Source organism: Mycobacterium sp. AZCC_0083 (genome assembly GCF_014202335.1).
Taxonomy (GTDB): domain Bacteria; phylum Actinomycetota; class Actinomycetes; order Mycobacteriales; family Mycobacteriaceae; genus Mycobacterium.
Genome location: NZ_JACHGP010000009.1, coordinates 271,550 through 297,314, shown reverse-complemented (window position 1 = coordinate 297,314; position 25,765 = coordinate 271,550). Strand labels below are relative to the sequence as shown.

Genomic DNA, 25,765 nt, shown 5'->3' with positions numbered 1-25,765 from the left:
CGTATCCGGGCCTCATTAGGCTGTTGCGAATGCGTCTTGGTCGAATTGCCAGTCCAGACGGTGTCGCCTTCGTCAGTATCGAAGGCGAGCCGAACAAAGAGATCTGCCGTGAGATCGCCGAGCAGTACCTGTCGCGCAATCCCACCTTCACGGGGCGCTCCTGGCAGCTGGCCGACGTCCGGCTGCTCGCCCCGATCCTCGCGCCCAAGGTGATCTGCATGGGCAAGAACTACGCCGCGCACGCCCGCGAGATGGGTGGCGAGGCGCCGGAGGACCCGGTGATCTTCCTCAAGCCCAACACCGCGATCATAGGCCCCAACGTGGCCATCCAGTTGCCCGCCGACGCGCACCCCGTGCACCACGAGGGGGAGCTCGCCGTCGTCATCGAACGGCCATGCAAGGACGTGCCAGCGGCCAAGGCCGCCGAGGTCATCCTCGGCTACACCATCGCCAACGACGTCTCGGCAAGGGATCAGCAACAGCAAGACGGGCAGTGGACGCGCGCCAAGGGCCATGACACGTTCTGCCCGACGGGGCCGTGGATCGAAACCCAGATCGATCCGTCCGAACTCGACTTGCGCACCGAGGTCAACGGTGAAGTACGCCAGCACAGCAACACCGCGCTGTTGCTGCACGACGTCGGCGCGATCATCGAGTGGGCCTCGGCGGTGATGACGTTGCTTCCCGGTGACCTGATCTTGACCGGCACGCCTGAGGGCGTCGGGCCGATCGAGGACGGCGACGTCGTCAGCGTCACCATCGAGGGCATCGGCACCCTGTCCAATCCCGTTGTACGCAAGGGCAAGTGATGTCCACCGCGGACGCGAGGAGCGAAATTACCGAGGCGGACGCGAGGAGCAATATGACGGAAGCCGCAGAGGTCCGAGTCCGGTTCTGTCCGTCACCGACCGGCACCCCGCACGTCGGTTTGGTGCGGACCGCACTCTTCAACTGGGCCTACGCCCGGCACACGGGTGGAACCTTCGTCTTCCGGATCGAGGACACCGACGCCGCCCGTGACAGCGCGGAGAGTTACGCCGCCATCCTCGACGCGTTGCGTTGGCTCGGCCTGGATTGGGACGAGGGGCCCGAGATCGGCGGACCGTACGCGCCGTACCGCCAGTCCGAGCGCGGCGAGCTCTACCGCGACGTGGTGGCCCGACTGCGCGACGCGGGGGAGGTCTACGAGGCGTACTCGACCGCCGAGGAGGTCGAGGCCCGCCACGTCGCGGCAGGCCGTAATCCCAAGCTGGGCTACGACAACTACGACCGCACCCTCACCGACGCCCAGCGCGCGCAGTTCGCCGCCGAGGGCCGCAACCCGGTGCTGCGACTACGGATGCCCGACGAGGATCTGTCCTGGAATGACCTGGTACGCGGGCCAACGACGTTCGCCGCGGGCACGGTCCCGGACTTCGCGATCACCCGTGGCAGCGGAGATCCGTTGTACACCTTGGTCAACCCGGTGGACGACGCGTCGATGAAGATCACCCACGTGTTGCGCGGCGAGGACATCCTGCCATCGACGCCGAGGCAGATCGCGTTGTACCAGGCGCTCATGCGCATCGGTGTCGCCGACCGGGTTCCCGAATTCGCCCATCTGCCAAGCGTTCTCGGTGACGGCAACAAGAAACTGTCCAAGCGCGACCCGCAGTCGAATCTCTTCCTGCACCGCGACCGCGGGTTCATCCCGGAGGGCCTGCTGAACTATCTGGCGCTGCTGGGCTGGGGCATCGCCGACGACCACGACGTGTTCAGCCTCGACGAGATGGTGGCCGCGTTCGACGTCGAGAACGTCAATTCCAACCCCGCTCGCTTCGATCAGAAGAAGGCCGACGCGATCAACGCCGAACACATTCGGCTGCTCGCAGAAGACGACTTCACGGCCCGGCTGCGCGACTACTTCGTCGCACACGGCCACGACACCGGGCTCGACGACGCCGGATTCGCCGAGGCCGCCAGGCTAGTGCAGACCCGCATCGTGGTGCTCGGCGATGCGTGGGATCTGTTGAAGTTCCTCGACCACACCACGTTCACGCTCGACGAGAAGTCCGCGGCCAAGGAGCTGCGCGCCGATGCCGTCCCCGTGCTCGACGCGGCGCTGGCCGCACTCGACGGGATCGAGGAGTGGTCGACGGCCGAGATTGAGGGCGCGCTGAAGGCATCGCTGCTGGACACGCTCGAGCTCAAGCCGCGCAAGGCGTTCGGTCCCATTCGGGTGGCGGCCACCGGCTCCTCGGTCAGCCCGCCGCTTTTCGAGTCGCTCGAGTTGCTCGGCCGTGACCGCAGCCTGAGTCGGCTGCGCGCCGGACGCGACGTGGCCGCCGAGGGGTGACCGAGGCGCTGGAAAACGGGGCCGAAATCTTTGGTAGTCTGCACGTCGGCCCGTGAACGGAAAGCGATGGTTCGCCCCATCGCATGACCGGTCCGGAAAATGCCTGCGACCTGCGGTTATAGGCAGCCCATGGGGTATGGTGTAATTGGCAACACAGCGGTTTCTGGTACCGCCATTCTAGGTTCGAGTCCTGGTACCCCAGCCAATCAAGTGAATTAGGTCAGCATTCTCTCCTGAGCTATGCTGGCTCACCGGATTGGTCTTGGCCCCGTCGTCTAGCGGCCTAGGACGCCGCCCTCTCACGGCGGTAGCGTGGGTTCGAATCCCATCGGGGCTACCACATCCGGTTCTGCGTCAGCAGACGCTGTACCCGCAGACAAAGAGAGCGCCCGTTTCGAGAAATCGAAACCGGGCGCTCTTTGCATTTCCCGACATTGGCTCTGCGGCCTTGGCGCCGAAGTGCCAGTGGCGCGCACCGCTGGCGCAGAGTCGATGGTGGGCGCCTGCGTCAGAGCCGTCGCGTCAGCGCCTCGGACGCCGCAAGCAGGTCCGCCGCCCAGCGTGCACCCGGCCGCCTGCCCATGCGGTCGATGGGGCCCGACACCGACACCGCCGCGATCACGACGCCCCGGCCGTCGCGCACCGGCGCGGACACACTCGCCACGCCGGGTTCGCGTTCTGCGGCACTCTGCGCCCAGCCCCTTTTGCGCACCTCGGCCAGCGTCCGGTCGGTGAACTTCGCCGATGGCAGGACCGCCTGCTGAGTGCCCGAGTCGCTGAACGCCAGCAGCACCTTGGCGCCCGAACCCGCTGTCATCGGCAGCCGGGTGCCGACCGGCACGGTGTCCCGAAGACCGGCGGGGGGCTCCAGCGCGACGATGCACACCCGCGACGTGCCCTCGCGACGGTAGAGCTGCACGCTCTCTCCGGTGATCTCACGCAGCCGTGGCAGCACCACCGCGCCCGCGGCCAACAGTGGGTCGTTCACGTGGCCGGCCAGCTCGGTCAGTCCTGGGCCAAGGCGCCACCGGCCCTCGGCGTCGCGGGCCAGTAGCCGGTGGGTTTCGAGTCCGGCGGCGAGCCGGTGAGCGGTGGCGCGGGGCAGGCCCGTCCGTTCGCAAAGTTCGGCCAGCCCGCACGGCGACTTGGCCACCGAGTGCAGCACGCCCACCGCTTTGTCGAGAACGCCGATACCGCTATCCTGTCTCACAGAGAGATACTAGCTTCCCGCATGTTGAGATCGCCAGCCCGGCACCATGCGGATCGCCCAAAGGATTGAAGACGTCATGACCGAAAAACCACGCACCATGGCCGAGAAGGTCTGGGCCGACCACGTCGTCGTCGCTGGATCCGGCGAAGGCGCCTCGCGCGAGCCCGACCTGATCTACATCGACCTCCACCTGGTCCACGAGGTGACCAGTCCGCAGGCGTTCGACGGGCTGCGGCTCGCCGGTCGGCCCGTGCGGCGAACGGATCTCACCATCGCGACCGAGGACCACAACGTGCCGACGATCGACATCGACAAGCCGATCGCGGACCCGGTCTCGCGCATTCAGGTCGAGACGTTGCGACGCAACTGCGAGGAGTTCGGCGTCCGGCTCTACCCGATGGGCGACATCGAGCAGGGCATCGTCCACATCATCGGTCCGCAGCTGGGACTGACTCAGCCGGGCACCACCGTGGTGTGTGGCGACAGCCACACTTCTACCCACGGTGCCTTCGGTGCGCTGGCGATGGGCATCGGCACCTCGGAGGTCGAGCACGTGCTCGCCACCCAGACGCTGCCGCTGCGGCCGTTCAAGACCATGGCGGTCAACGTCGACGGCGTGCTGCCCGCCGGCGTCAGCGCCAAGGACATCATTCTCGCGGTGATCGCGAAGATCGGTACCGGCGGCGGTCAGGGCTACGTCCTCGAATATCGCGGCAGCGCCATCGAATCGCTCTCGATGGAGGGCCGGATGACGATCTGCAACATGAGCATCGAGGCCGGCGCCCGTGCCGGAATGGTTGCCCCGGACGAGACGACGTTCGAGTTCCTGCGCGGCCGTCCGCACGCGCCTGCAGGCGCCGACTGGGATGCAGCAGTGGAGGCGTGGGGCCGGTTGCGCACCGACGAGGGTGCCGAATTCGACACCGAGGTGTACCTCGACGCCGCGACGCTCAGCCCGTTCGTCACGTGGGGCACCAACCCCGGGCAGGGCGTGCCGCTGGCCGCTGCCGTGCCCGACCCCGAGTTGATCTTCGACGAGGGGGAGCGTCAGTCGGCCGAGAAGGCGTTGGTCTACATGGACTTATCGCCGGGCACCGCGATGCGCGACATCGCCATCGACACGGTCTTCGTTGGGTCGTGCACCAACGGGCGCATCGAGGATCTCCGGGTCGTCGCGGACATCCTGCGCGGGAGGAAGATCGCCGACGGCATGCGGATGCTGGTGGTGCCGGGCTCGATGCGGGTGCGGGCACAGGCCGAATCCGAAGGGCTGGGCGACATCTTCGTCGCGGCGGGCGCGGAGTGGCGGCAGGCCGGTTGCTCGATGTGCCTCGGCATGAATCCCGATCAGCTCGCTCCTGGGGAACGCTGTGCGTCGACCTCCAACCGAAATTTCGAGGGCAGACAGGGCAAGGGCGGACGCACCCATCTGGTGTCGCCCGCCGTTGCCGCCGCCACCGCGGTGCGGGGAACCCTGTCGTCCCCGGCCGACCTGCCCACCACCTCGAATCGTTAGGGGAGACGTCATGGATGCGTTCCACACCCACACCGGCATCGGCGTCCCGCTGCGCCGATCGAATGTCGACACCGACCAGATCATTCCGGCGGTCTATCTGAAGCGGGTCACCCGAACGGGTTTCGAGGACGGGTTGTTCGCGGCCTGGCGGGCCGATCCGTCCTTCATCCTGAATCTGCCGCCCTTCGACAAGGGCTCGGTCTTGGTCGCCGGCCCTGACTTCGGCACCGGCTCGTCACGCGAGCACGCGGTGTGGGCGCTCATGGACTTCGGCTTCCGGGTCGTGATCTCGTCGCGGTTCGCCGACATCTTCCGCGGCAATTCGGGCAAGGCGGGGCTTTTGGCGGCCGAACTCGCACAAGACGATGTGGAACTCCTGTGGAAGCTCATCGAGCAGCAGCCGGGGCTGGAAATCACTGTGAACCTACAAGATCGGACCGTCGCCGCTGGAACGGTCCTGCTGCCGTTCAAGATTGACGACTACACCGCATGGCGACTCATCGAGGGGCTCGACGATATAGGCCTTACGCTGCGGAAACAGGATGACATCACGGCCTTCGAGCAGCACCGGCCGAGCTGGAAACCGCGCACCGTAGCGCCCTGACCGCGGGGCCCGACGGGGCCGAAATAGCGTCCAGCAACCGCGTTTTAGGACTTGCGTACCACCGCCGGTGTGGGGCAACCAGATTGCCGAATTGGCCGCCAGCTACTCCCCAAATTCGGCGTGGCTCTTGGAAATCAGTGGTGTAAAGGTTTACCGTAGCTTTCAGTTGGCTCAAGGTGGGCCACTGGCTTCGGAGGTTTTGCATGAACAAGGCAGAGCTCATCGACGTCCTCACGGACAAGTTGGGCACCGATCGTCGGCAGGCAACAGCCGCCGTAGAGAACGTCGTGGACACCATCGTGCGTGCCGTCCACAAGGGCGACAGCGTCACAATCACAGGCTTCGGCGTTTTCGAACAACGCCGCCGCGCCGCCCGTGTCGCGCGCAACCCGCGGACAGGCGAGACGGTCAAGGTGAAGCCAACGTCTGTACCGGCGTTCCGGCCGGGCGCTCAATTCAAGGCGGTTGTGTCTGGCGCACAGCGTCTCCCGGCGGAAGGACCAGCAGTGAAGCGTGGCGCAACGGCTACACCGGCCCGGAAGGTCGCGGTGAAGAAGGCAGTCAAGAAGGCCGCGACCAAGGCTCCGGCCAAGAAGGCTCCGGCCAAGAAGGCAGCTCCGGTCAAGAAGGCCGCAGTCGCCAAGAAGGCTCCCGCAGCCAAGAAGGCTCCGGTCAAGAAGGCAGCTCCGGTCAAGAAGGCCGCAGTGAAGAAGGCTCCCGCAGCCAAGAAGGCTCCGGTCAAGAAGGCAGCTCCGGTCAAGAAGGCCGCAGTGAAGAAGGCTCCCGCCGCCAAGAAGGCTGCGACCAAGGCGCCTGCCAAGAAGGCTCCCGCCAAGAAGGCACCGGCCAAGAAGGGCCGCAAGTAAGCAGCACTACCGGAATCAGTTCCGGTACAAGACACGCCGTGGACCTCAGGTCCACGGCGTGTCCGTGTGTGATGGATGAAGGCTAGGGACGCACGGCCAGTGGGCTGTCGATGTGATCGGCGGCCACCAGCTTGCCGCCCGCCAGCGACATCACCCACGCGCTGCCCTTCCGGTTGCGCGACTTGTCCGGCCGCACGCCGTCCCTGTCGCACCACCAGGCGATGAGATCCGGAATCACCTTGCCCTGGGTGCAGATCACCGGCGTGCCATCGCCCTTGGCGATCTCGATGACGCGTCGCCGGCCGGCATGGTGCGAGTCGGCGTAGGCCTCTTCGGTCAGCGTGGGCTCGTCCTGGATCTTCACGCCGAGTTCCTCGGCAAGTGGTTCGAGCGTCTGGTGGCATCGCCTGCGGGGGGCCGCGTAGATCTCGGTGACGCCGAACGCGAGCAGCAGACCCACCAGCGACTCGGCCTGCGCGCGCCCGCGTTTGTCCAGTGGGCGCTCGCGGTCGTCACCCTTGTACCGCGACTTCCTGCCTGCGAGACCGTGCCGGACGATCACCACCGTCTTCGTGTCGGCCGGCTGCTTCGCGAAGCGGCGCAGCACCTTTCGGTCATGTGGGTATTGCAGGCGCTTCATCGCGTCGGCGACGGGCAACCAGATCAGCTGGTCGACCTCGTCACCAGGGGTGAACTCACCGCCCAGCGCGCGCGCCGCCCAGTACCGGACCTTCTTGGTGCCCTGCTCGACGGGATAGCTGATCGTTGCGAGCTGCCTGCCCAGTTCGGCGGCGTAGCCGGTCTCCTCTTCGACTTCGCGCACCGCGGTGACCGGTTCGCTTTCGCCGGGGTCGACCTTGCCCTTGGGCAGTGACCAGTCGTCGTAGCGCGGTCGGTGCACCACGGCGACCTCCGTCTTTTCGGAATCCTCGGCGTATCGCCACAGCACCGCACCAGCGGCCAGGATGGCGGGGGGATCGGACTTCTTGGGCACCTCAACTCCTGCAGGTCATTCGGGGCCTGGGTGCCCCGTCGAGCCGGCCCGCGTCGTCACGTCAGTGGTGCCTGTGCCGTTCCATCAGCGACACTTGGTGGTCGCGTACGGTCTGGCCTTCTCGTGGCGACGCCGTCCAGTGACCGTCGGCGGCGAGTTCCCAGCACCTGGTGGCGGGATCCATGGCCGACTCGAACACGTCGTTCAGCGTTGCGGTCAGCCGCGGATCCTTGACCTGTGCCATCACCTCGACGCGACGGTCGAGATTACGGTGCATCATGTCGGCACTCCCGATCCAGAACTCATCGATGGCGCGGAAGTGAATAATTCGCGAGTGCTCCAGGAAACGGCCGAGAATCGACCGCACGACGATGTTCTCGGAGAATCCGGGAGCGCCAGGGCGCAGCGCGCAGATGCCGCGCACCACGACCTCGACCCGCACGCCGGCCTGCGACGCCCGATAGAGGGCGTCGATGACCTGCTCGTCGACGAGGGCGTTGGCCTTCAGTCGGATTCCGGCGTCGGCCCCGTCTCGCTTGGCGGCGATCTCGCGCTCGATGCGCTCGATGATGCCTCTGCGGACGCCGTACGGAGCCACCAGCAGATTGCGGTAGGACACCTTGCGGGAGTAACCAGTCAACGAGTTGAACAGGTCGGTGAGATCGGCGCCGATGTCCGGTGACGCAGTGAGCAATCCCACGTCTTCGTAGAGGCGTGAGGTCTTGGGGTTGTAGTTGCCCGTCCCGATGTGGCAGTAGCGCCGGATCGTCGAGCCCTCGCGGCGCACCACCAAGCACGTCTTGCAGTGCGTCTTGAGGCCGATCAACCCGTACACCACGTGCACGCCCGCCTGCTCCAGCGCGCGGGCCCACTTGATGTTGGCCTGCTCGTCGAAGCGGGCCTTGATCTCGACCAGCGCGACGACCTGCTTGCCCGCCTCCGCGGCGTCGATCAACGCGCTGACGATCGGCGAGTCACCCGACGTCCGATACAGCGTCTGCTTGATCGCCAGCACGTTCGGATCGGCCGCGGCCTGTTCGATGAAGCGCTGCACCGTCGTAGAGAAGGAGTCATAGGGATGGTGCACCAGTACGTCGCCATCTCGGAGCGTCGAAAAGATGCTCTTGGGCGTCTCCCGTTCGCCGAAGGCAGGCGGGGTGGCTGGAACGAATGGCGCATCCTTGAGGTCGGGTCGGTCGACGCCGTAGATCTGCCACAGTGACGACAGGTCGAGAAGTCCGGACACCTCGATGACGTCGCCGGGGTGGACGTCGAGTTCGCGCAGCAACAACTCGAGCATGTTCTCGGTCATGTCGTCGGCGATCTCGAGGCGCACGGGGGAGCCGAACCGCCGCCGCGCCAGCTCGCGTTCCAGCGCCTGCAGCAGATCCTCGTCGCGGTCCTCTTCGACCTCGAAGTCGGCGTTGCGGGTGATGCGGAAGGCGTGGTGCTCGACGATTTCCAGGCCGGGGAACAGCACGTCGAGGAAGGCCGCGATCAGCTCCTCCATCGGCAGGAACTGCACTTCGCCCTCGAAGCCGTCGCGCTCCCTGAGTTCGACGAACCGGTCGACGTTGTCGGGCACCTTGATTCGGGCGAAGTGCTGGGTGCCGTCCTCGGGTTGCTTGACGGTGACGGCCAGGTTCAGGCTCAACCCGCTGACGAACGGGAACGGGTGGGCCGGGTCGACGGCCAGCGGCGTGAGTACCGGGAACACCTGCTCGTGAAAGTAGGTGGACAGCCGCGCGCGCTCGGTCTCGTCGAGTTCGTTCCAGGTGACGATCACGATGCCCTGCTCTGCCAGCGCGGGGCGGACGAGCTCACCGAAGACCTTGGCGTGCCTGGTGGCGATCTGCTGCGTGCGCTCGCCGATGCGACGCAGTTGCTCGCGTGGGGACAGACCGTCGGCCGAGCGGACCGAAAGGCCCATCTCGTCGCGACGTTTGAGGCCGGCCACCCGCACCATGTAGAACTCGTCGAGATTGGAGGCGAAGATCGCCAGGAACTTGGCGCGCTCGAGCAGGGGCAGCGACGGGTCGGCGGCCAGCGCAAGCACGCGCGCGTTGAAGTCCAGCCAGCTGAGTTCCCGATTGAGATAGCGGTCCTCTGGCAGCGCTTCAGACGAGGTGAGGTCGATCTCGCCGCTGGTCGCCGCTGGTGGCGCCACGGGCGCCGCGTTTTCCGACGCCCATTCGGCGTCGGCCGGTCGGGTTTCGGCTTCGGTCACACGACGATCATTCCCTATCGGCGACGCCAGAGGCTAGGCGTCGGTGGTCCCCGACGTCATCGCTCGACTCCGGTGAGCTCGATCGTGTCGACCGCGCGAGCGGTGGCAGGACCGACGCCGAGCCGCATCGCGAAGGACAGATCCTGTGCAGTGTCGATGTCGCAGCGCAGACCGGGCCATTCCCCGGTCAGCTCGACGGCGCCCGAATCCGTGTGGCGCCGTGCCGAATCGGGGCCGAACAAGGGCTCGAGAGCGGTGTCTGATCCGATGCCGAAGGCGAACAACGCCGCCGTACCCGTGCCCTGCCGGTCCGCGACGAAGCTGCGTCGAAGACCGCGTGCGGCGGCGATGGCGGAGGCCAGTTCGTGCGTTTGCAGTGCCGGTAGATCGCCTTGCAACACAACGATGTTCGACGTGGTCGTGCCGACGACGGCCGCGGCGCTGAGGATGGCGTTGTTCAGCGGGTCGGGGTGGCGTTCCGGCGTGGGATCGGCCACCACGTGTGCGCCGAGCCCCCGCGCGATGCCTGCGGCCACGTCGTCCGGTGTGACGATGGTGATCGCCCGCACGGCGGCCACCGCTGACGCGGCGCCGATGGTGTCCACCAGCATCGCGAGCACGATGTTCTCCCTGCCCGCGGGGGAGAGAACCGGCGCAAGCCGGGTCTTGGCCGCGCCCAGTCGCTTGACCGCGATGATCACCCCGACGTCCTCTTGGTCGTCGGCGGGGTAGCCGCTCATGACCGTCCATCCTGCCAGCCGCCGCGCTGCGATCGGTCCAGGCTAGATTTGAAGCCGTGGTTACCGCGGCTGTGATGGGTGCCGGCGCTTGGGGCACGGCGTTGGCGAAGGTGCTCGCCGATGCGGGCAACGACGTGACGCTGTGGGCGCGCCGCACGGAACTGGCCGACGAGATCAACGACAGTCATCGCAGTAGCAACTACTTGGGCGACGTGGAACTTCCCAAGACCATCAGGGCGACCGCCGACCCGGCGGAGGCGCTGTCGGGCGCGTGCACGGTGCTGTTTGCCGTGCCGTCGCAGACTCTGCGGCCCAACCTCGAGCAATGGCGTGACCACCTGGGCAGTGACACCACGCTGGTGAGCGTGGCCAAGGGCATCGAGCTGAACACGCTCATGCGGATGAGCCAGGTGATCATGCAGGTGACCGGCGCGGGTCCCGATCGCGTCGCGGTGGTGACCGGCCCGAACCTCGCCAGCGAGATCGGTGACGAGCAGCCGGCGGCCACGGTGGTCGCCTGCGCCGACTCGGGCCGGGCGGTCACACTCCAGCGCGCGTTCTCCACCGGATACTTCCGCCCCTACACCAACTCCGACGTGGTGGGCGCCGAGATCGGCGGCGCGTGCAAGAACGTCATCGCCCTGGCCTGCGGCATGGCCGCCGGCGTCGGCCTCGGGGAGAACACCGCTGCGGCGATCATCACGCGCGGTCTCGCCGAGATCATGCGGTTGGGAATCGCGTTGGGCGCCAAGGGCGCCACCCTCGCCGGGCTGGCCGGCGTCGGTGACCTGGTTGCGACGTGCACGTCGCCGCGCTCGCGCAACCGTGCGTTCGGCGAGCGGCTCGGCTGGGGCGGGACGATGGAATCCGCCCTCGAGGCCGCGGGCGGCCATGTCGCAGAAGGGGTCACGTCGTGCCAGTCGGTGCTGGCGCTCGCATCGAGCTACGATGTCGAAATGCCGCTGACCGATGCGGTGAACCGGGTCTGCCACAAGGGGTTGTCGGTCTACGAAGCCGTGGCGCTCTTGCTGGGGCGCAGCACCAAGTCGGAGTAGTGATGGACGGTCAGTACGGGGACTCCACTCGCACCGTGAAGGCCACTGCGACGGAACGGATTCCGGGTGAGCCGGTGGCCCCGCCACCGGTTCCGGCGTCGGCCTACCACCTCTCATCCGACGAGTCGCTGCCCCTGGACACCTACGGTCGCGGCAGCAACCCCAGCTGGCGGCAATTGGAGTCGGCACTGGCCCAACTCGAAGGTGCCGCATCGGCATTGACCTTCGGCTCGGGCATGGCGGCCATCACGGCAGCGCTGCGGGTTCTGGTCCGGCCAGGCATGACGCTCGTCATACCGTCCGACGGCTACTACCAGGTGCGGCGCTTCGCCGCGGAAAGCCTTGCCCCGCAGGGTGTCACGGTGATCGAGGCGGATGCGACGCAGATCTGCGATGCCGCGTCCGGTGCGCAAGTGGTGCTGGCGGAGACGCCGGCGAACCCGACGCTCGACGTGGTCGACCTACACCGGTTGGGGCTGATCTGCCGCGGCGGCGGCGCTACCCTGGTCGTCGACAACACCACGCCGACACCGCTCGGCCAGCAACCCCTTTCACTGGGCGCGGACCTCGTCGTGGCCAGCGCGACCAAGGCGTTGTCCGGGCACAGCGACCTGGTGGCGGGCTACGTCGCGGGCAGCCACCCCGAGTTGATGGCCGCCGTCGAACGCGAGCGGTTGGTGTCCGGCGCCATCCTCGGCCCGTTCGAGGCATGGCTTGCGCTGCGCAGCCTTGGCACTGCGGGGTTGCGCATCGAGCGACAGTGCCACAACGCCCAGGTGGTCGCGCTGCTGCTGCGCGATCACCCCGCGGTGCGCTCGGTGCGCTACCCGGGGCTGCCCGACGACCCCGCCCACGAGGTCGCCTGCCGACAGATGAAGCGCTTCGGGGGTCTGGTCAGCATCGAGCTGGCCGATGCGGCGGCCGTGCACGCATTGGTGGAACGCAGTGCGCTGCTGGTCGCGGCCACCAGCTTCGGTGGTATGCACACTTCGGTCGACCGGCGGGCGCGCTGGGGTGATCAGGTCGCCGACGGGTTCGCCCGCCTCTCGATGGGCATCGAGGACACCGACGATCTGATCGCCGACATCGAGCAGGCGCTCGGTGGATGACGTCTCCGCCACCGCGAAGGGATGACCGCCCCGGCCGGATGCGACGTCACCGGTCAGCTGATCGAGGTCGGTGTTGCCCGATGAAATGCCTGGTCAGCGGCTGGTGCCGCGCGTTGTCCGGCGAGGACGGTAGCCTCTCTAGGTTGTGACTGCCCGCATACGCGTCGCCGTCGTCTACGGCGGACGCAGCTCTGAACACGCCATCTCGTGCGTTTCCGCCGGCAGCATCCTGCGCAACCTCGATCCTGAGCGGTTCGACGTCGTCGCCGTCGGCATCTCAACCGAGGGCTCCTGGATGCTCACCGACGGCCGCCCCGAGACCCTCGCCATCACCGACGGCCAGCTGCCCCAGGTGAGCGACGCGTCGGGCACCGCGCTGGCCCTGCCAGCCGACCCACGGCGGGGCGGTCAGCTGATATCGCTGGACAAGGGTCCCGGTGAGTTGCTGGCCGCCGTCGACGTCGTCTTCCCGGTCCTGCACGGCCCGTACGGCGAGGACGGCACCATTCAGGGGCTGCTCGAGCTCGCAGGCGTGCCCTACGTCGGCGCCGGGGTGCTCGCCAGCGCGGCGGGCATGGACAAGGAGTTCACCAAGAAGCTGCTCGCGGCGGAGGGCCTGCCGATCGGGGATCAGGTGGTGCTGCGGGCGCACGACGACATGCTTGAACTCGAGGATCGCGAGCGGCTCGGCCTTCCGGTGTTCGTCAAGCCTGCCCGCGGCGGCTCGTCGATCGGCGTCAGCCGCGTGGTGGCGTGGGATCAGCTGCCGTCCGCCATCGCGCTGGCTCGCAGGCACGATCCGAAGGTGATCATCGAGGCCGCAATACCGGGCCGCGAGCTCGAGTGCGGAGTGCTCGAATTCCCCGACGGCACAGTCGAAGCCAGCACCGTCGGCGAGATCCGGGTGGCCGGGGTACGGGGCCGCGAGGACGCGTTCTACGACTTTGCCACCAAATACCTCGAGGACGCAGCGGAACTCGACGTCCCCGCTAAGATCGACGACGAAATCGCCGACGCGGTACGCCAATTGGCGATCCGGGCGTTCCGCGCCATCGACTGCCAGGGCCTGGCCCGGGTGGACTTCTTCCTGACCGAGAACGGGCCGGTGATCAACGAGATCAACACGATGCCCGGCTTCACCACCATCTCGATGTACCCGCGGATGTGGGCTGCCAGCGGGATGGACTACCCGACGCTGCTTGCGACGATGGTCGACACTGCGGTGGCGCGGGGTACCGGTCTGCGTTAACGGACCGGCGCAGAGGGTACCCCCGCTTGCGGGGGAGAGCGAAGCGACCTGGGAATTACTTGGGTGGGCCGGGATTGACCGCAACCGCGGGCATCGCCTTGGCCACCGCCTCGGAGATCAGCTGGATCGGCGTCGGGCCAGAGCCGTCGGGCAACGTCAGCCCGATGTACACCGGCCGGTCCACGGTGATCCAGGTACTGCGCCCCTCGTCGCCGATGCGGAACCAGTCCACGTCGTCGACCACTTGGACGGGCGTGCCCGCCACGAAGTCGACGGGCCGTTCGATGCCGCAGCGCAGGATCAGCGGATCGGCTTCGGGGTTGGCCTGCCATGCCGCCGCGCCGACCGGGGCGGGTTCGGCGGCAACGGCCCGCTGGTAGTCACCGAGTCGATCGGGCAGCGCGGCGAGAAGGGCGCGACAGGCGTCGCCACCGGCCTGCGGTGCAGGCACCGACACGATCGCGACGGGACGTGGCGGTTCCGGCTTCTGGCGGATCGTCGCGAAGACCAGTACGCCGATCACTGCGGCGACGGCCACCGCGACGGCGGCGACCAGGACGCCGCGGGGCGGGCCGTCACCGTCATCGGAGAGCACCCGGCAACTCTAAAGCGAGGCTCCGTCGGCGATCGGACAGGTCAGGGTGCGGGTGATCCCGGTCACCTGCTGGACGCTGGGAACGATGGTGGACTGCAAGTCCTGAAGTGAGTCGGCGCCGATGCGAACGATGACGTCGTACGGTCCCGTGACGTACTCGGATGACAGCACGCCCGTCAGCGTGGCCAGTTGCTTGGCGATGACCTCGGCGCGGCCGACCTCGGTCTGAATCAGCATGAACGCCTCGACCACCCGCTATCTCCTCCGTCCCCGCTGAATAGACTCCGGGGACCAAACGTACCGCAGGTCGCGCAGGTGTTCAGGGGACGAGGATTTGGCCGGAGGTGGCATGGCGAGCGATGAGAACGACCGGGCGAAGACGACCCTGGCGGAACTCGGCGAGTTCGCCGTGATCGACCAGCTGGTGCGCGGCCGGGAGCAGCCGCCGGTGGTGATGGTCGGCCCTGGCGACGACGCCGCGGTGGTGCTTGCCGCCGACGGCCGCACCGTGGTCTCCACCGACATGCTCATCGAGGGGCGGCACTTCCGCCTGGACTGGTCGACCCCGCGCGACGTCGGCCGCAAGGCAATCGCCCAGAACGCGGCCGACATCGAGGCCATGGGTGCAACGCCCACTGCGTTCGTCATCGCGTTCGGCGCTCCCGGCCAGACGTCCAGTGACGACGTGTTCGCACTGTACGACGGCATGTGGGAGGAGGCTCGCAGGTTCGGGGCGGGGATAGCCGGAGGTGACCTCGTCGCGGCCCCGCAATGGGTGATCTCGGTGACGGCGCTTGGCGACCTCCAGTTCCGCGACCCCATCCTCTTGACGGGTGCCCGTCCCGGTGACTCGGTTGCGGTGATCGGCGATCTCGGGCGCTCCGCTGCTGGATATTGGTTGCTGCACAACGGAGTTGCCGGCCACGACGAGCTTCGTCGGCTACACCTGACGCCAGAGGTTCCCTACGGACAGGGCCGCGTCGCTGCCGAGTGCGATGCGACGGCGATGACCGACGTATCCGACGGCCTGCTTGCCGATCTGGGCCACATCGCCGACGCATCGGGTATCGGCATCGACGTGTCGTCCGAGGCGCTTGAGGCCGATCGCGAGGCGCTGGGCGCGGCGGCCGCGGCGACCCAACAGGACGCCTTGGCGTTGGTGCTGGGTGGGGGAGAGGACCACGCACTGGTCGCGACGTTCTCCGCAGAGGTGCCCGACGGCTGGCGCCGCATCGGCGTCGTCGTCGACGGCCCGGCGCGGGTGCTGGTGGACGGGGCGCCATGGAGCGGAAACCCGGGCTGGCAGTCGTTCTGACCGACGCCGAACGCTTCTTCTAACGCACCAGTCGCTCGGCGATGCCGGCGTAGATTTCGCCGAGTTTGAGTGCGTCCGAGTGCTTCTTGGACGGGAACCACCGACACACGTCGACGCACAGCGAGGAGATGGCCATCACGACCTCGTCGAGGCTGTCGACGTGGAAGTCGTCGGCGGCGACACCGGCGGTGACGATGTCGGTGATGACGGCGGTTACTTGGCGGCGCAACGGTGCGATTCTGCGGTAGTGCGCGGGTGTCAGGCCGTGCAGTTCGTATTGCACGACGCGGGCCTGTTTGTGGTTCTCGGCGTGCCAGGTGGTGAACGCTGAAACCACGGCCCGCAGTCGCTCGGTGGCACCTGCGGCGGGGTCGTCGGCCTGCTGCAACGCGGCCAGCAGACTGCTGTGGCCTTCTAGGGAGATGGCGTAGAGCAGCTCTTCTTTGGAGCGGTAGTGCGGGTACATGGCCGTCGCGCTCATGTTGAGCCGTTTGGCGATCTGGCGGGTGGAGCTGCCGCCGTATCCCGACTCCGCGAACGCCTCGATGGCGGCCCGTCGCATGCGTTCGGCCGCAGCTGAATCCGCAGCTCGATCGATGGTCATGACGATGAGTGATCCTACACACAATTGACAGCGGCCCGCGTACGGCACATTATTAGCGAGCGCTCATGTTATGAGCGATCGCTAATATCCTGTTGATGCGAAAGGCTGCCCAGCATGGCCGAGTTTCTCTCGCGACGTGATGTCGACTTCCTGCTCTACGAATGGCTCGACGTCGTCGAGTTGACGAAACGCGACCACTTCGCGGAGCACTCTCGGGACACCTTCGACGCGGTGCTCGACCTGTCCGCCGACATCGCGACGAAGTGCTTTGCGCCGCACAACAAGAAGGGCGATCAGAGTCATCCGGCGATCGGGTCCGATGGCAAGGTCGTGCTGATCGACGAGATCAAGGACGCGCTCGACACCTTCAGTGGTGCAGGCCTACTGGCCGGTCCGTTCGACGAGGCCGTCGGCGGAATGCAACTGCCGACGGTGGTGGCGCAGGCGTCGATGGCGTTCTTCCGCGCGGCCAACCCCAGCACGACCTCGTACGCCTTCCTGACCATGGGTAACGCCAACTTGCTGGTCGAGTACGGCACCGAGGAACAGATCGACACGTGGGTTCGCCCGATGCTCGAGGGCCGCTACTTCGGCACCATGTGCCTTTCCGAGCCCGATGCCGGTTCGTCGCTGGCCGACATCACGACCAAGGCCGTCCCAGCTGCCGACGGCACGTATCGCATCACCGGGACCAAGATGTGGATCACCGGCGGTGACCACGAACTGACCGAGAACATCGTGCATCTCGTGCTGGCCAAGGCGCCTGGCGGCGGGCCGGGTGTGAAGGGCATATCGCTCTTCATCGTTCCGAAGTTCCTGCCCGACGGCCGCCGCAACGACGTCGCCCTTGTCAGCCTGAACCACAAGATGGGCAACAACGCGACGACGAACGCCTTGCTCAACTTCGGCGACGGCACCTTCGAGGTCGGCGAAGAGTCCGGCGCCGTCGGCTATCTCGTCGGCGAGGAGCACCAGGGTCTTGGCTACATGTTCCGCATGATGAACGAGGCGCGGATGGTGGTGGGGATGCAGGCGATGGCGACCGGCTATGCGGGCTACCTGGCATCGCTGGCCTACGCCAAGGAGCGGACCCAGGGCAGGCCCGTCGATGCGAAGAATCCTGGGCTGCCGCCGGTGGCGTTGATCGAGCATGCAGACGTGAAGCGGATGTTGTTGGCGCAGAAGTCGTACGTCGAGGGCGCTTTCGCGCTCGGGCTGTACTGCGCGGTTCTCGTCGACGAGGAGCGCGCCGGTACGGGCGCCGACCGCGACCGCGCGCACCTGCTGCTGGAAGTCCTCACCCCGATCGCCAAGAGCTGGCCCGCGCAGTGGTGCCTGGAGGCAAACAGCCTGGCCATCCAGGTGCACGGCGGATACGGGTACACCAAGGAATTCGACGTCGAGCAGTACTACCGCGATAACCGGCTGAATGCGATCCACGAAGGGACCCACGGCATTCACGGCCTGGACCTGCTGGGCCGCAAGGTGGTGATGCAGGACGGAGCCGGACTTGCCCTGCTGATCGAGCGGATCAACGGCACCATCGACAAGGCATCGCAATCGGGTCATACCGCGACGTATGCGGGTGACCTTCGCCAGGCCGTGCAACGTCTCGCCGAAGTCACTGAAACCCTCTGGAACGCCGACGACATCGCTACCACGCTGGCCAACTCGACGATCTACCTCGAGGCCACCGGTCACGTGGTGGTGGCGTGGATGTGGCTCGAGCAGTTGATCGCCGCCAGCGACAATCAGGGCGACTTCTACGACGGCAAACGGGCTGCGGCACAGTACTTCTACACCTACGAGCTGCCCAAGGTCGGCCCGCAGTTCGATCTGCTGGCGCGGCTGGATCGCACCACCGTCGAGGCGCGGGCGAACTGGTTCTGAGACGAGCGCCGTTCGGCGCCTGCATCAGGACCGGTCGAGGTTCGCTGCATCTCGACGGCTAGATTGACCCATCATGGCTGCACGTCCGTTGAGCGAAATCGTCGAGCCGGGCTGGGCCCGCGCACTGCACCCGGTTGCCGATCAGGTTGCTGCGATGGGGGAGTTCCTCCGTCAGGAGATCGCGGCGGGGCACGGTTATCTACCCGCCGGTGAGAACGTGTTGCGCGCCTTCACGTTTCCGTTCGACGCCGTGCGGGTGCTGATCGTCGGCCAGGATCCCTATCCGACGCCGGGGCATGCGGTGGGGCTGAGCTTCTCGGTGGCGCCCGACGTCCGACCGCTGCCGCGCAGCCTGGACAACATCTTCCGCGAGTACACGACCGACCTCGGGCATCCCGCGCCCACGTCAGGCGATCTGACCCCGTGGTCGCAGCGTGGCGTGATGATGCTCAACAGGGTGCTGACCGTGCGGCCCGGCACGCCGGCGTCACACCGGGGCAAGGGCTGGGAGGCGGTCACGGAATGCGCCATCCGCGCGCTGGTGGCGCGGCCGCAGCCGTTGGTCGCGGTGCTGTGGGGTCGTGACGCGGCGACGCTGAAGCCGATGCTGACCGGTGATCACTGCTTGACGATCGAGTCGGTCCACCCGTCGCCGCTGTCGGCGTCGCGGGGGTTCTTCGGATCGCGGCCGTTCAGCCGGGCCAACCAACTCCTCACCGAGGTGGGATCGGACCCGATCGACTGGCAGCTGCCCTAGTTTCCGTCGCCGAAACTGCTCACAGATCGCGAAAATGGGTCAACGAGCGATCTCACCGCAGTTTCGGCGAGATGGGGAACGGGGGATTAGCCCCGAGCGACCTTGCCGGCCTTGATGCACGACGTGCAGACGTTGATGCGCTTCTTGTTGCCGCCCGGGCGGTCAACGGCGCGCACCGTCTGGATGTTCGGATCCCAGCGACGGCTGGTCCGGCGATGAGAGTGCGACACCGACTTGCCGAAGCCGGGGCCCTTCGCGCAGATATCGCACACGGCAGCCATTTGAACTCCTCGATCAGTACAGGGGGTCTGGGCCGTGCGCCGCGACCGGCGCGGTTCGACCCGACAACCCGACCAGAATACCGGCCGTCCCTGGTATCGCCAAAACGCATCCACCGGGGCGAACGCCATGGAGTGCTGTCGGGCACAGTGGCTAGGCTTGCGCGCACGCGGCGGCTCGTCGGTTGGAGGTGGGATGTCGGCTCGTCGGCTCGACGCGACCACCCTGCGGTACTGGGCTCACACCGCGGTCGGCGGCCTCATCGCCCACACCGACGAGATCAACCAACTCAACGTCTTCCCCGTCGCGGATGCCGATACCGGCACGAACATGCTGTTCACCATGCGTGCGGCGTGCGCGCGGGCCGATTCGCGCCCCGACGGCGACGTCGTCGCGGTGGCCGCCGCGCTCGCCGAGGGCGCGTTGCAGGGTGCGCGCGGCAACTCCGGGGTCATCCTGTCGCAGATCCTGCGGGGCCTGGCCGACGTCACCGCTCAGGCCGCTGCCGAGCGCAACGGCGTCGTCGCCGACGTCGACGGTGTGGTCTTCGGCGCGGCCCTTCGCCACGCGGTCGGACTGACCGTCGTGTCGATGGGCGAGAGCGTGCCTGGCACCATCCTGTCGGTGTTGCAGGCCGCTGCCGGAGCCGCCGAGGGGGCTGCCGAGGACGGCGCGGACCTCGTCGCGGTGGTCGGATCTGCCTGCGAAGCGGCGGCGATCGCCCTTGACGAGACCCCTCGACAACTGGACGTACTTGCCAGGGCCGGTGTGGTCGACGCGGGAGGGCGCGGGCTGCTGGTCCTCCTCGACGCGATGACCGCCGTGCTGGCCGGGCACGCGCCGCATCGGGCCCAGTACCAGCCGGCGCAGTCGGCCGGCCGCGAGGTGACGATGTCGTCGGGCGCGCCCCCGCAGTTCGAGGTGATGTACCTGCTCGGCGACTGCGACCACGTGGGCATCGAACTGCTGCGCGAGCGGCTCGAGCGGCTCGGTGAATCGGTGGCCATCGCGGCGTCCGGACAAGGTGGCCGGTACTCGGTGCACGTCCACGCCGACGATGCGGGCGGCGCGGTGGAGGCGGCGCTCGACATCGGCACGCCGAGCCGCATCCAGGTCACCGCGCTGACCGGAGACGCAGGCGCTCGGCCGCCGGGCGGCTGGAGCCACGACCGTGCGGTGCTGGCGATCGTCGACGGCGACGGCGCGCAGGAGCTGTTCGTCGCCGAGGGTGCGCACGTGCTGCGGCCCGATGCCGACGGGCCGATCAGCGCACAACGCCTGCTGCGCGCCCTCGTCGACGCGGGAGCCGCGCAGATCATGGTCCTGCCCAACGGGTACCTCGCCGCCGAGGAACTGGTTGCCGGCTGTACTGCCGCGATCGGCTGGGGCATCGACGTGGTTCCGGTCCCCGCCGCGTCGATGGTGCAGGGCCTGGCCGCGCTGGCGGTGCACGATGCAGGCCGACAGGCGGTCGACGACGGCTACACCATGGCGCGTGCCGCCGCGAGTGCGCGACACGGCTCGGTTCGGCTGGCCACCGAGGAGGCGCTGACCTGGGCGGGCATGTGCACGCCCGGTCAAGGTCTCGGCATATCGGGTGACGAGGTGTTGATCGTCGGCAAGGACGTGGCCGACGCGGGCGCGGGCCTGATCGACCTGCTGCTGACGTCGGGCGGCGAACTGGTCACCGTCCTGACCGGCGCCGGGGTCGACCCGAGTGTGGGGGAGGCCCTGCGGGCGCACGTCCACCACGAACATCTCGGCGCCGAACTGGTGACTTATCACACCGGCCATGGCGGTGACGCGTTGTTGATCGGGGTGGAGTAGCCGTGGTCGCCCTCACCGACGGTCTCGTCCACGTCATCGGCGCGAAGGCTGCGAAGTCGCTCGACGAGCACTTCGGCATCCGGACCGTCGACGATCTGCTGCGCCACTATCCGCGCAAGTACAGCGACGGGATGACGGTGCGAGGTGAAGGCGAGGACCTCGAACTCGAAGCGGGTGAGCACGTCACCTTCGTCGACGTCATCTCGGACGTGGTCACCAAGCCGATGAAGCCACAGCCGGGCAAGCGGCCACGCAAGTACGCGATCGTCACGCTGGGTAACCGCAGGCCCAAGGTGACGGCCACCTTCTTCAACGCCGACTATTTGGTCAAGCAATTGCCCAAGGGTGTCCGGGTGATGCTGTCCGGCGAAGTGTCGTACTTCCGCGATGTCATGCAGCTGACTCACCCGGAATTCCTGGTGCTCGACGGGTCTGGACAGGGCAAGGGCAGCAAGGCGCTGGCCAAGATCGCCGAGGGGGCTGACGACGAGGCCGAACTGCTGGCGGCGTTCGAACGGGACTACTTCCCGATCTATGCGGCCAGTGCCAAGGTGCAGAGCTGGGACATCTTCGCGTGCGTGCGCCAGGTGCTGGCCGTGCTCGATCCGGTCGAGGATCCGTTGCCCGAAAGTGTTCGACAGCTTTGGAATCTGTGCTCCGAAGACGAAGCGCTTCGCGCGATACACCTGGCCGAGCGTGTGGAGGACCGCGACCGGGCCAGGGGCCGGCTTGCCTTCGACGAGGCCGTCGGGTTGCAATGGGCGCTGGTCGAACGCAGGTACAGCGAGCTGAGCGAGACGGGTCCACCGGCGCCGTTGAGAACCGACGGGCTGGCCGCCACGCTGCGCAGCGCGCTTCCGTTCGAGTTGACCCAGGGCCAGGCCGACGTGCTCGAGGTGCTGACCGAGGAGCTCGCGTCCACCCGGCCGATGCACCGGATGCTGCAGGGCGAGGTCGGGTCGGGCAAGACGATCGTGTCGGTACTGGCGATGATGCAGATGGTCGACGCCGGATACCAGTGCGCTCTGCTGGCGCCGACGGAAGTGCTTGCCGCCCAACATGCCCGGTCGATCCGCGACGTGCTCGGCCCACTCGGCATGGCGGGTCAGCTCGGCGGTGCCGATGGGGCCACGCGCGTCGCACTGCTTACTGGATCGATGACGGCTCAACAGAAGCGGCAGGTGCGCGAAGAGGTAATGGGCGGTGAGGCGGGCATCGTCATCGGCACGCATGCGATCCTGCAGGATGCCGTCGACTTTCACCGGCTCGGCATGGTCGTCGTCGATGAGCAGCACCGATTCGGCGTGGAACAGCGGGATCGGTTGCGTGCCAAGGCTGCCGGTGGCGTCACTCCGCATCTGCTGGTGATGACCGCGACGCCGATTCCGCGCACCGTGGCGCTCACGGTGTACGGCGATCTCGAGATGTCGACGCTGAGGGAGCTGCCTCGCGGGCGCCAGCCGATCACCAGCAACACGATCTTCGCCAAGGAGAAGCCGCAGTGGCTGGCCCGCGCGTGGCAGCGGGTCGCCGAGGAGGTCGCCGAGGGACGGCAGGCCTACGTGGTGGCGTCCCGGATCGACGAAACCGACAAGGGCGGGTCGGCCAAGGGCAAAGAGGGCGGCGGCCCGCCTCCCGTCACCGTGCTCGAGCTGTTCCAGAACCTCGGCCACGACCAGCTTTCCGGCGTGCGTCTCGGGCTCATGCACGGAAGGTTGACCGCCGACGAGAAGGACGCCGTGATGTCGGCCTTCCGCGCCGGTGAGGTCGACGTTCTGGTGTGTACCACCGTGATCGAGGTCGGTGTCGACGTGCCGAACGCGACGGTCATGGTCGTGATGGACGCCGACAGATTCGGCATCAGTCAGCTTCACCAGCTGCGCGGTCGGATTGGTCGGGGCAGTCACGCGAGCCTCTGTCTGCTGGTCACCAATCTGCCCGAGGGATCCAAAGCGGGCGTGCGGATCAAGGCCGTCGCCGCCACCCAGGACGGCTTCGAACTGGCCGACCTCGACCTCGCCGAACGACGTGAGGGGGACGTGCTGGGCCTCAGCCAGTCCGGCCGGCCGATCACATTGAAGCTGCTGTCGCTGGCCGATCACCGCGAGATCATCGAGGCTGCACGCGCATTCTGTGAATCGGTGTATGCGAACGATCCCACGCTGGCCCGCCATCGCGGGATCGCCGTCCTGGCAGCTCCATTCAGCGAGACCGAGGCCGTCGAGTATCTGGACAAGTCGTGAAGCGGTGGGCGTGGCTGGCGGCCGGGGTCCTGCTCGCCGTGGTGGTGGCGATCCAGGTGATGATGTCGACCGATCGTGCCGGCCGGTTCGTCGCGGAGGCCGACGTGCCTACCGTCGCCCCTGGCGTCGACGTGCTTGCGGGCATCGCCGAGATCCCGGTGAGAATTCGTGGAAATGACTACCGCCGAGCGGCTTTCGGTGACAGCTGGACCGATGACAACGCCGCTCCCGGTGGACACAATGGCTGCGATACCCGCAACGACGTCCTCGATCGCGACCTGCTGGACAAGACGTACACCTCGATCAAGCGGTGCCCGAGTGCGGTGGCGACCGGCACCCTGCACGACCCGTATACCAACGCCGTCATCGCCTTCACCCGCGGCCATCAGGTCGGCGCGTCGGTGCAGATCGACCACATCGTGCCGCTGGCTCTGGCGTGGGATCTGGGCGCCCGGTTCTGGACGGACGAGCTGCGCACCCGGTTCGCCAACGACCCGGCGAATCTGCTTGCGGTGCAAGGCAAGGCGAACCAGGACAAGGGGGACGGGCAGCCGTCGGTGTGGATGCCGCCCAATCATGCGTTCTGGTGTCAGTACTCGGTGCAGTTCGCCGAGGTGTTGCGTGGTTATGGATTGCCGATCGACCAACCGTCGGCGGTGGTGCTGCGCGACGCGGCTGCAACCTGCCCTACGGGTTAGTGTCACCCGCTCGACCATGGGTCTCGTGTGCCTGGCGTTCTCGATCGTCGACGCGTCACCGTTCTCGACCAGCGGCGCGCTCATCGTGGCCAATGCCGCAGAGAGGATCGCGACCGCGTCTTGAGCCAGTTGTTGCGCTGGGGCGTGTCGATGATCGCGGTGGCGCCGCTGCTTGCGTGGGCGATCTTCATCCTGCCTGGCTGGTAGCCCAGCCGTTGGCGCCTCGGATCATTTCGACGGTTCGGGTTTCGCGGAGAACTTTCGGATCAGCCCGGTTCCACCAGCTCCGAAGACGACCATGCCGATGCCGACGGCGTCAGGTACTGCGTTGGTGACCCAGCCGAAGACGCCGGCCGCCAGAATGAACGTCGGCACCCAGTCGAACAGGGCGGAGATCGGTGGTGCAACCTCCTCCGGCTCTCCTCGGTCGGCGGCGTCCTTCGCCCCGGCGTAGGCGGGATAGAACTCGGTGAACGCGAGAGCGAAGAACAGGGTGGCGATCTGAAGCACCCAGCCCGTCCAGAAGTTGTTGGAATCATGAAGGGCAACATCCCCGATGAAGCCGACGATCGCCGACACCGTGAATGCGGCCGCCCACACTGCCGAGATCGCGTAGTTGATGTGCAGGAAGAGCGCACTGTCCCAATACTCTTGCGGAGCACGTTCTTTGGCGTAGGCCACGGTGAACGGCCTGCGAGCGATTAGTGTCGCGCAGGCGAAGAGAGCCAGGGCGACGTTCGTTAGTTCACCGGCCCAGAGTTCGAGCCACCGGATGGTCCCGGCTGTAGCGGTCAACCCCACGACGGCCAGGATGGCGAAGAACACCACGCCGAACACCTCGAGGGAATGAATGCTGATACCCCGCCGACTGCCGACCCATAACATCAGCAGCGTCAACCCCAAGGCCGCGCAAACCGCCTCCTCGTACCGGCCCGGAGTCGCGAACAACGAAAACAACACCCACGGAGCGATTCCGGAGAGTGGCGAGTCGAGGAATGCGTCAATGACGCTGCCGGCTTTGCCGGGGTTATAAGTGCCGGGCTGCGGCGCCGGACCAGTCATTCAGAATGTCCCACCGGTCAGGACGGCAGCGAATCCCTGATTGCCGTGTCCTGTTTCTGGCCGTAGTCGACGACCATGTCCATCGGGACGGAATCGTTCTTCGGTCCCTCGAATTCGATTGACGCGGCAGCATTGCCCTCGGTGAACAGCAGCACGCTGACGGACTTCGTGCCATCGGGGGAGAGCCCGGAAACCACGGTTCCGCCAGTTCCGACCGCCGCCGGTTGCGCCTTTCCGTTGCTGACCTTTTCGCCCAGTCCGCTCTGTATCTGGCTGAGCTCGGCCGTCGCTGCCTGAGCGTCCGGCAGAACAAGGATGGTGTTGGTTATCTGCCGAGTGTTGTCACGGTGGGTGTAGACCGTCGTCACGCCCGGCTGACCGTTCGGATCGAGCACCGGTGCAGCGGCGGTATAGGCCGCCGAATCCGTGATGACGTTCGGACTGATGGGTATGGCGCCGAAGTCGCCGGGTTGCGCTGCGGCAGGGCTGAATCCGCCGATCGTCATGCCGGCTGCCAACAGTGCGGAGGCTGTCAGACCGCCGATCGCGATCACGGGTCGTTTCATGGGCGACGTGCTCCTATCCGAGGA

The 25,765-nt window shown here is 67.1% G+C and carries 25 protein-coding genes and 2 tRNA genes; 17 read left to right on the top strand and 10 right to left on the bottom strand.

Features of this window, described 5'->3' with window-relative positions; genetic code table 11:
- Positions 1-29 precede the first annotated feature (29 nt).
- The 4 genes from HNP02_RS23590 (at position 30) to HNP02_RS23575 (ending at position 2,675) form a co-directional block, all read left to right on the top strand.
- Positions 30-809 (top strand): fumarylacetoacetate hydrolase family protein, encoded by a 780-nt coding sequence (locus HNP02_RS23590; RefSeq protein WP_184442894.1) that lies wholly within the window; start codon positions 30-32, stop codon positions 807-809.
- Between the two features lie 53 nt (positions 810-862).
- The gene (gene gltX, locus HNP02_RS23585; protein WP_184442893.1) at positions 863-2,335 is read left to right on the top strand and encodes a glutamate--tRNA ligase; all 1,473 of its coding nucleotides are present in this window, start codon (positions 863-865) and stop codon (positions 2,333-2,335) included.
- Between the two features lie 130 nt (positions 2,336-2,465).
- Positions 2,466-2,540 (top strand) — tRNA-Gln (locus HNP02_RS23580).
- 59 nt (positions 2,541-2,599) lie between these two features.
- Positions 2,600-2,675 (top strand) — tRNA-Glu (locus HNP02_RS23575).
- Positions 2,676-2,843: 168 nt separating this feature from the next.
- On the opposite strand, the gene HNP02_RS23570 is transcribed toward HNP02_RS23575, so the two are convergent.
- Positions 2,844-3,545: an IclR family transcriptional regulator gene (locus HNP02_RS23570; protein WP_184442892.1), complete on the bottom strand. Its 702-nt coding sequence runs from the start codon at positions 3,543-3,545 to the stop codon at positions 2,844-2,846.
- A gap of 46 nt (positions 3,546-3,591) precedes the next feature.
- Between HNP02_RS23570 and leuC the strand changes: the two genes are divergently transcribed.
- The 3 genes from leuC to HNP02_RS23555 all read left to right on the top strand — a co-directional run bounded on the left by leuC (position 3,592) and on the right by HNP02_RS23555 (position 6,531).
- The gene (gene leuC / locus HNP02_RS23565; protein ID WP_184442891.1) at positions 3,592-5,061 is read left to right on the top strand and encodes a 3-isopropylmalate dehydratase large subunit; all 1,470 of its coding nucleotides are present in this window, start codon (positions 3,592-3,594) and stop codon (positions 5,059-5,061) included.
- A 10-nt stretch (positions 5,062-5,071) separates the two neighbouring features.
- Positions 5,072-5,665, top strand: coding sequence for a 3-isopropylmalate dehydratase small subunit (gene leuD, locus HNP02_RS23560; protein WP_184442890.1), 594 nt, complete (start codon positions 5,072-5,074; stop codon positions 5,663-5,665).
- A gap of 203 nt (positions 5,666-5,868) precedes the next feature.
- A complete protein-coding gene (locus HNP02_RS23555; RefSeq protein WP_184442889.1) occupies positions 5,869-6,531 on the top strand; it encodes an HU family DNA-binding protein in 663 nt (220 codons plus the stop codon).
- 82 nt (positions 6,532-6,613) lie between these two features.
- On the opposite strand, the gene HNP02_RS23550 is transcribed toward HNP02_RS23555, so the two are convergent.
- The 3 genes from HNP02_RS23550 to cofC form a co-directional block, all read right to left on the bottom strand.
- Complete coding sequence (locus HNP02_RS23550) at positions 6,614-7,525, bottom strand: NUDIX hydrolase (RefSeq protein WP_184442888.1); 912 nt, start codon at positions 7,523-7,525, stop codon at positions 6,614-6,616.
- A 61-nt stretch (positions 7,526-7,586) separates the two neighbouring features.
- Positions 7,587-9,752 (bottom strand): RNA degradosome polyphosphate kinase, encoded by a 2,166-nt coding sequence (locus HNP02_RS23545; protein ID WP_184442887.1) that lies wholly within the window; start codon positions 9,750-9,752, stop codon positions 7,587-7,589.
- 56 nt (positions 9,753-9,808) lie between these two features.
- Positions 9,809-10,492 carry a 2-phospho-L-lactate guanylyltransferase gene (cofC, locus tag HNP02_RS23540; RefSeq protein ID WP_184442886.1) on the bottom strand — a complete coding sequence of 228 codons (684 nt, stop codon included), beginning with the start codon at positions 10,490-10,492 and terminating at the stop codon, positions 9,809-9,811.
- A 74-nt stretch (positions 10,493-10,566) separates the two neighbouring features.
- Here cofC and HNP02_RS23535 point away from each other — a divergent pair, with 74 nt between their 5' ends.
- The 3 genes from HNP02_RS23535 to HNP02_RS23525 all read left to right on the top strand — a co-directional run bounded on the left by HNP02_RS23535 (position 10,567) and on the right by HNP02_RS23525 (position 13,905).
- Positions 10,567-11,547, top strand: coding sequence for an NAD(P)H-dependent glycerol-3-phosphate dehydrogenase (locus HNP02_RS23535; RefSeq protein ID WP_184443004.1), 981 nt, complete (start codon positions 10,567-10,569; stop codon positions 11,545-11,547).
- Between the two features lie 2 nt (positions 11,548-11,549).
- Positions 11,550-12,656, top strand: a complete 1,107-nt coding sequence (locus HNP02_RS23530; RefSeq protein ID WP_184442885.1) for a cystathionine gamma-lyase — start codon at positions 11,550-11,552, stop codon at positions 12,654-12,656.
- 145 nt (positions 12,657-12,801) lie between these two features.
- Positions 12,802-13,905: a D-alanine--D-alanine ligase family protein gene (locus HNP02_RS23525; protein ID WP_184442884.1), complete on the top strand. Its 1,104-nt coding sequence runs from the start codon at positions 12,802-12,804 to the stop codon at positions 13,903-13,905.
- Between the two features lie 55 nt (positions 13,906-13,960).
- On the opposite strand, the gene HNP02_RS23520 is transcribed toward HNP02_RS23525, so the two are convergent.
- Positions 13,961-14,500 (bottom strand): DUF3515 domain-containing protein, encoded by a 540-nt coding sequence (locus tag HNP02_RS23520; RefSeq protein ID WP_184442883.1) that lies wholly within the window; start codon positions 14,498-14,500, stop codon positions 13,961-13,963.
- 9 nt (positions 14,501-14,509) lie between these two features.
- Complete coding sequence (locus tag HNP02_RS23515; RefSeq protein WP_184442882.1) at positions 14,510-14,752, bottom strand: Lrp/AsnC ligand binding domain-containing protein; 243 nt, start codon at positions 14,750-14,752, stop codon at positions 14,510-14,512.
- Between the two features lie 97 nt (positions 14,753-14,849).
- Between HNP02_RS23515 and HNP02_RS23510 the strand changes: the two genes are divergently transcribed.
- Positions 14,850-15,815: a thiamine-phosphate kinase gene (locus tag HNP02_RS23510; RefSeq protein WP_184442881.1), complete on the top strand. Its 966-nt coding sequence runs from the start codon at positions 14,850-14,852 to the stop codon at positions 15,813-15,815.
- 19 nt (positions 15,816-15,834) lie between these two features.
- Here HNP02_RS23510 and HNP02_RS23505 read toward each other — a convergent pair whose 3' ends face one another.
- Positions 15,835-16,419 (bottom strand): TetR/AcrR family transcriptional regulator, encoded by a 585-nt coding sequence (locus HNP02_RS23505; RefSeq protein ID WP_184442880.1) that lies wholly within the window; start codon positions 16,417-16,419, stop codon positions 15,835-15,837.
- A gap of 114 nt (positions 16,420-16,533) precedes the next feature.
- On the opposite strand from HNP02_RS23505, the gene HNP02_RS23500 reads away from it, so the two are divergent.
- Together HNP02_RS23500 and HNP02_RS23495 are read left to right on the top strand one after the other, a co-directional pair.
- Positions 16,534-18,309, top strand: coding sequence for an acyl-CoA dehydrogenase (locus tag HNP02_RS23500; RefSeq protein WP_184442879.1), 1,776 nt, complete (start codon positions 16,534-16,536; stop codon positions 18,307-18,309).
- A 73-nt stretch (positions 18,310-18,382) separates the two neighbouring features.
- Complete coding sequence (locus HNP02_RS23495; protein WP_184442878.1) at positions 18,383-19,066, top strand: uracil-DNA glycosylase; 684 nt, start codon at positions 18,383-18,385, stop codon at positions 19,064-19,066.
- Positions 19,067-19,152: 86 nt separating this feature from the next.
- On the opposite strand, the gene rpmB is transcribed toward HNP02_RS23495, so the two are convergent.
- Positions 19,153-19,347, bottom strand: coding sequence for a 50S ribosomal protein L28 (gene rpmB, locus HNP02_RS23490; RefSeq protein ID WP_184442877.1), 195 nt, complete (start codon positions 19,345-19,347; stop codon positions 19,153-19,155).
- A gap of 193 nt (positions 19,348-19,540) precedes the next feature.
- On the opposite strand from rpmB, the gene HNP02_RS23485 reads away from it, so the two are divergent.
- From HNP02_RS23485 to HNP02_RS23470, 4 genes are read left to right on the top strand one after another with little or no spacing between them, the layout of a single operon-like run.
- Positions 19,541-21,172, top strand: coding sequence for a DAK2 domain-containing protein (locus tag HNP02_RS23485; RefSeq protein ID WP_184442876.1), 1,632 nt, complete (start codon positions 19,541-19,543; stop codon positions 21,170-21,172).
- A gap of 2 nt (positions 21,173-21,174) precedes the next feature.
- Positions 21,175-23,415, top strand: a complete 2,241-nt coding sequence (gene recG, locus HNP02_RS23480; RefSeq protein WP_184442875.1) for an ATP-dependent DNA helicase RecG — start codon at positions 21,175-21,177, stop codon at positions 23,413-23,415.
- Positions 23,412-24,113 (top strand): HNH endonuclease family protein, encoded by a 702-nt coding sequence (locus HNP02_RS23475; RefSeq protein WP_309241665.1) that lies wholly within the window; start codon positions 23,412-23,414, stop codon positions 24,111-24,113. The genes recG and HNP02_RS23475 overlap by 4 nt, the downstream gene beginning before the upstream one ends.
- Before the next feature lie 27 nt (positions 24,114-24,140).
- Positions 24,141-24,320, top strand: a complete 180-nt coding sequence (locus tag HNP02_RS23470) for a hypothetical protein (protein WP_255506841.1) — start codon at positions 24,141-24,143, stop codon at positions 24,318-24,320.
- A 21-nt stretch (positions 24,321-24,341) separates the two neighbouring features.
- Here the strand turns inward: HNP02_RS23470 and HNP02_RS23465 are convergent, their stop codons facing one another.
- Together HNP02_RS23465 and HNP02_RS23460 are read right to left on the bottom strand one after the other, a co-directional pair.
- Positions 24,342-25,175, bottom strand: coding sequence for a hypothetical protein (locus tag HNP02_RS23465; RefSeq protein ID WP_184442874.1), 834 nt, complete (start codon positions 25,173-25,175; stop codon positions 24,342-24,344).
- Positions 25,176-25,192: 17 nt separating this feature from the next.
- Positions 25,193-25,741, bottom strand: coding sequence for a hypothetical protein (locus HNP02_RS23460; protein ID WP_184442873.1), 549 nt, complete (start codon positions 25,739-25,741; stop codon positions 25,193-25,195).
- Between the last annotated feature and the right edge of the window lie 24 nt (positions 25,742-25,765).

Coding starts and splice junctions, on each gene's coding strand:
- HNP02_RS23590 (WP_184442894.1), top strand. CDS start 30: ATGCGTCTTGGTCGAATTGCCAGTCCAGACGGTGTCGCCTTCGTCAGT.
- gltX (WP_184442893.1), top strand. CDS start 863: ATGACGGAAGCCGCAGAGGTCCGAGTCCGGTTCTGTCCGTCACCGACC.
- leuC (WP_184442891.1), top strand. CDS start 3,592: ATGCGGATCGCCCAAAGGATTGAAGACGTCATGACCGAAAAACCACGC.
- leuD (WP_184442890.1), top strand. CDS start 5,072: ATGGATGCGTTCCACACCCACACCGGCATCGGCGTCCCGCTGCGCCGA.
- HNP02_RS23555 (WP_184442889.1), top strand. CDS start 5,869: ATGAACAAGGCAGAGCTCATCGACGTCCTCACGGACAAGTTGGGCACC.
- cofC (WP_184442886.1), bottom strand. CDS start 10,492: ATGAGCGGCTACCCCGCCGACGACCAAGAGGACGTCGGGGTGATCATC.
- HNP02_RS23535 (WP_184443004.1), top strand. CDS start 10,567: ATGGGTGCCGGCGCTTGGGGCACGGCGTTGGCGAAGGTGCTCGCCGAT.
- HNP02_RS23530 (WP_184442885.1), top strand. CDS start 11,550: ATGGACGGTCAGTACGGGGACTCCACTCGCACCGTGAAGGCCACTGCG.
- HNP02_RS23510 (WP_184442881.1), top strand. CDS start 14,850: ATGGCGAGCGATGAGAACGACCGGGCGAAGACGACCCTGGCGGAACTC.
- HNP02_RS23505 (WP_184442880.1), bottom strand. CDS start 16,419: ATGACCATCGATCGAGCTGCGGATTCAGCTGCGGCCGAACGCATGCGA.
- HNP02_RS23500 (WP_184442879.1), top strand. CDS start 16,534: ATGGCCGAGTTTCTCTCGCGACGTGATGTCGACTTCCTGCTCTACGAA.
- HNP02_RS23495 (WP_184442878.1), top strand. CDS start 18,383: ATGGCTGCACGTCCGTTGAGCGAAATCGTCGAGCCGGGCTGGGCCCGC.
- rpmB (WP_184442877.1), bottom strand. CDS start 19,347: ATGGCTGCCGTGTGCGATATCTGCGCGAAGGGCCCCGGCTTCGGCAAG.
- HNP02_RS23485 (WP_184442876.1), top strand. CDS start 19,541: ATGTCGGCTCGTCGGCTCGACGCGACCACCCTGCGGTACTGGGCTCAC.
- HNP02_RS23465 (WP_184442874.1), bottom strand. CDS start 25,175: ATGACTGGTCCGGCGCCGCAGCCCGGCACTTATAACCCCGGCAAAGCC.
- HNP02_RS23460 (WP_184442873.1), bottom strand. CDS start 25,741: ATGAAACGACCCGTGATCGCGATCGGCGGTCTGACAGCCTCCGCACTG.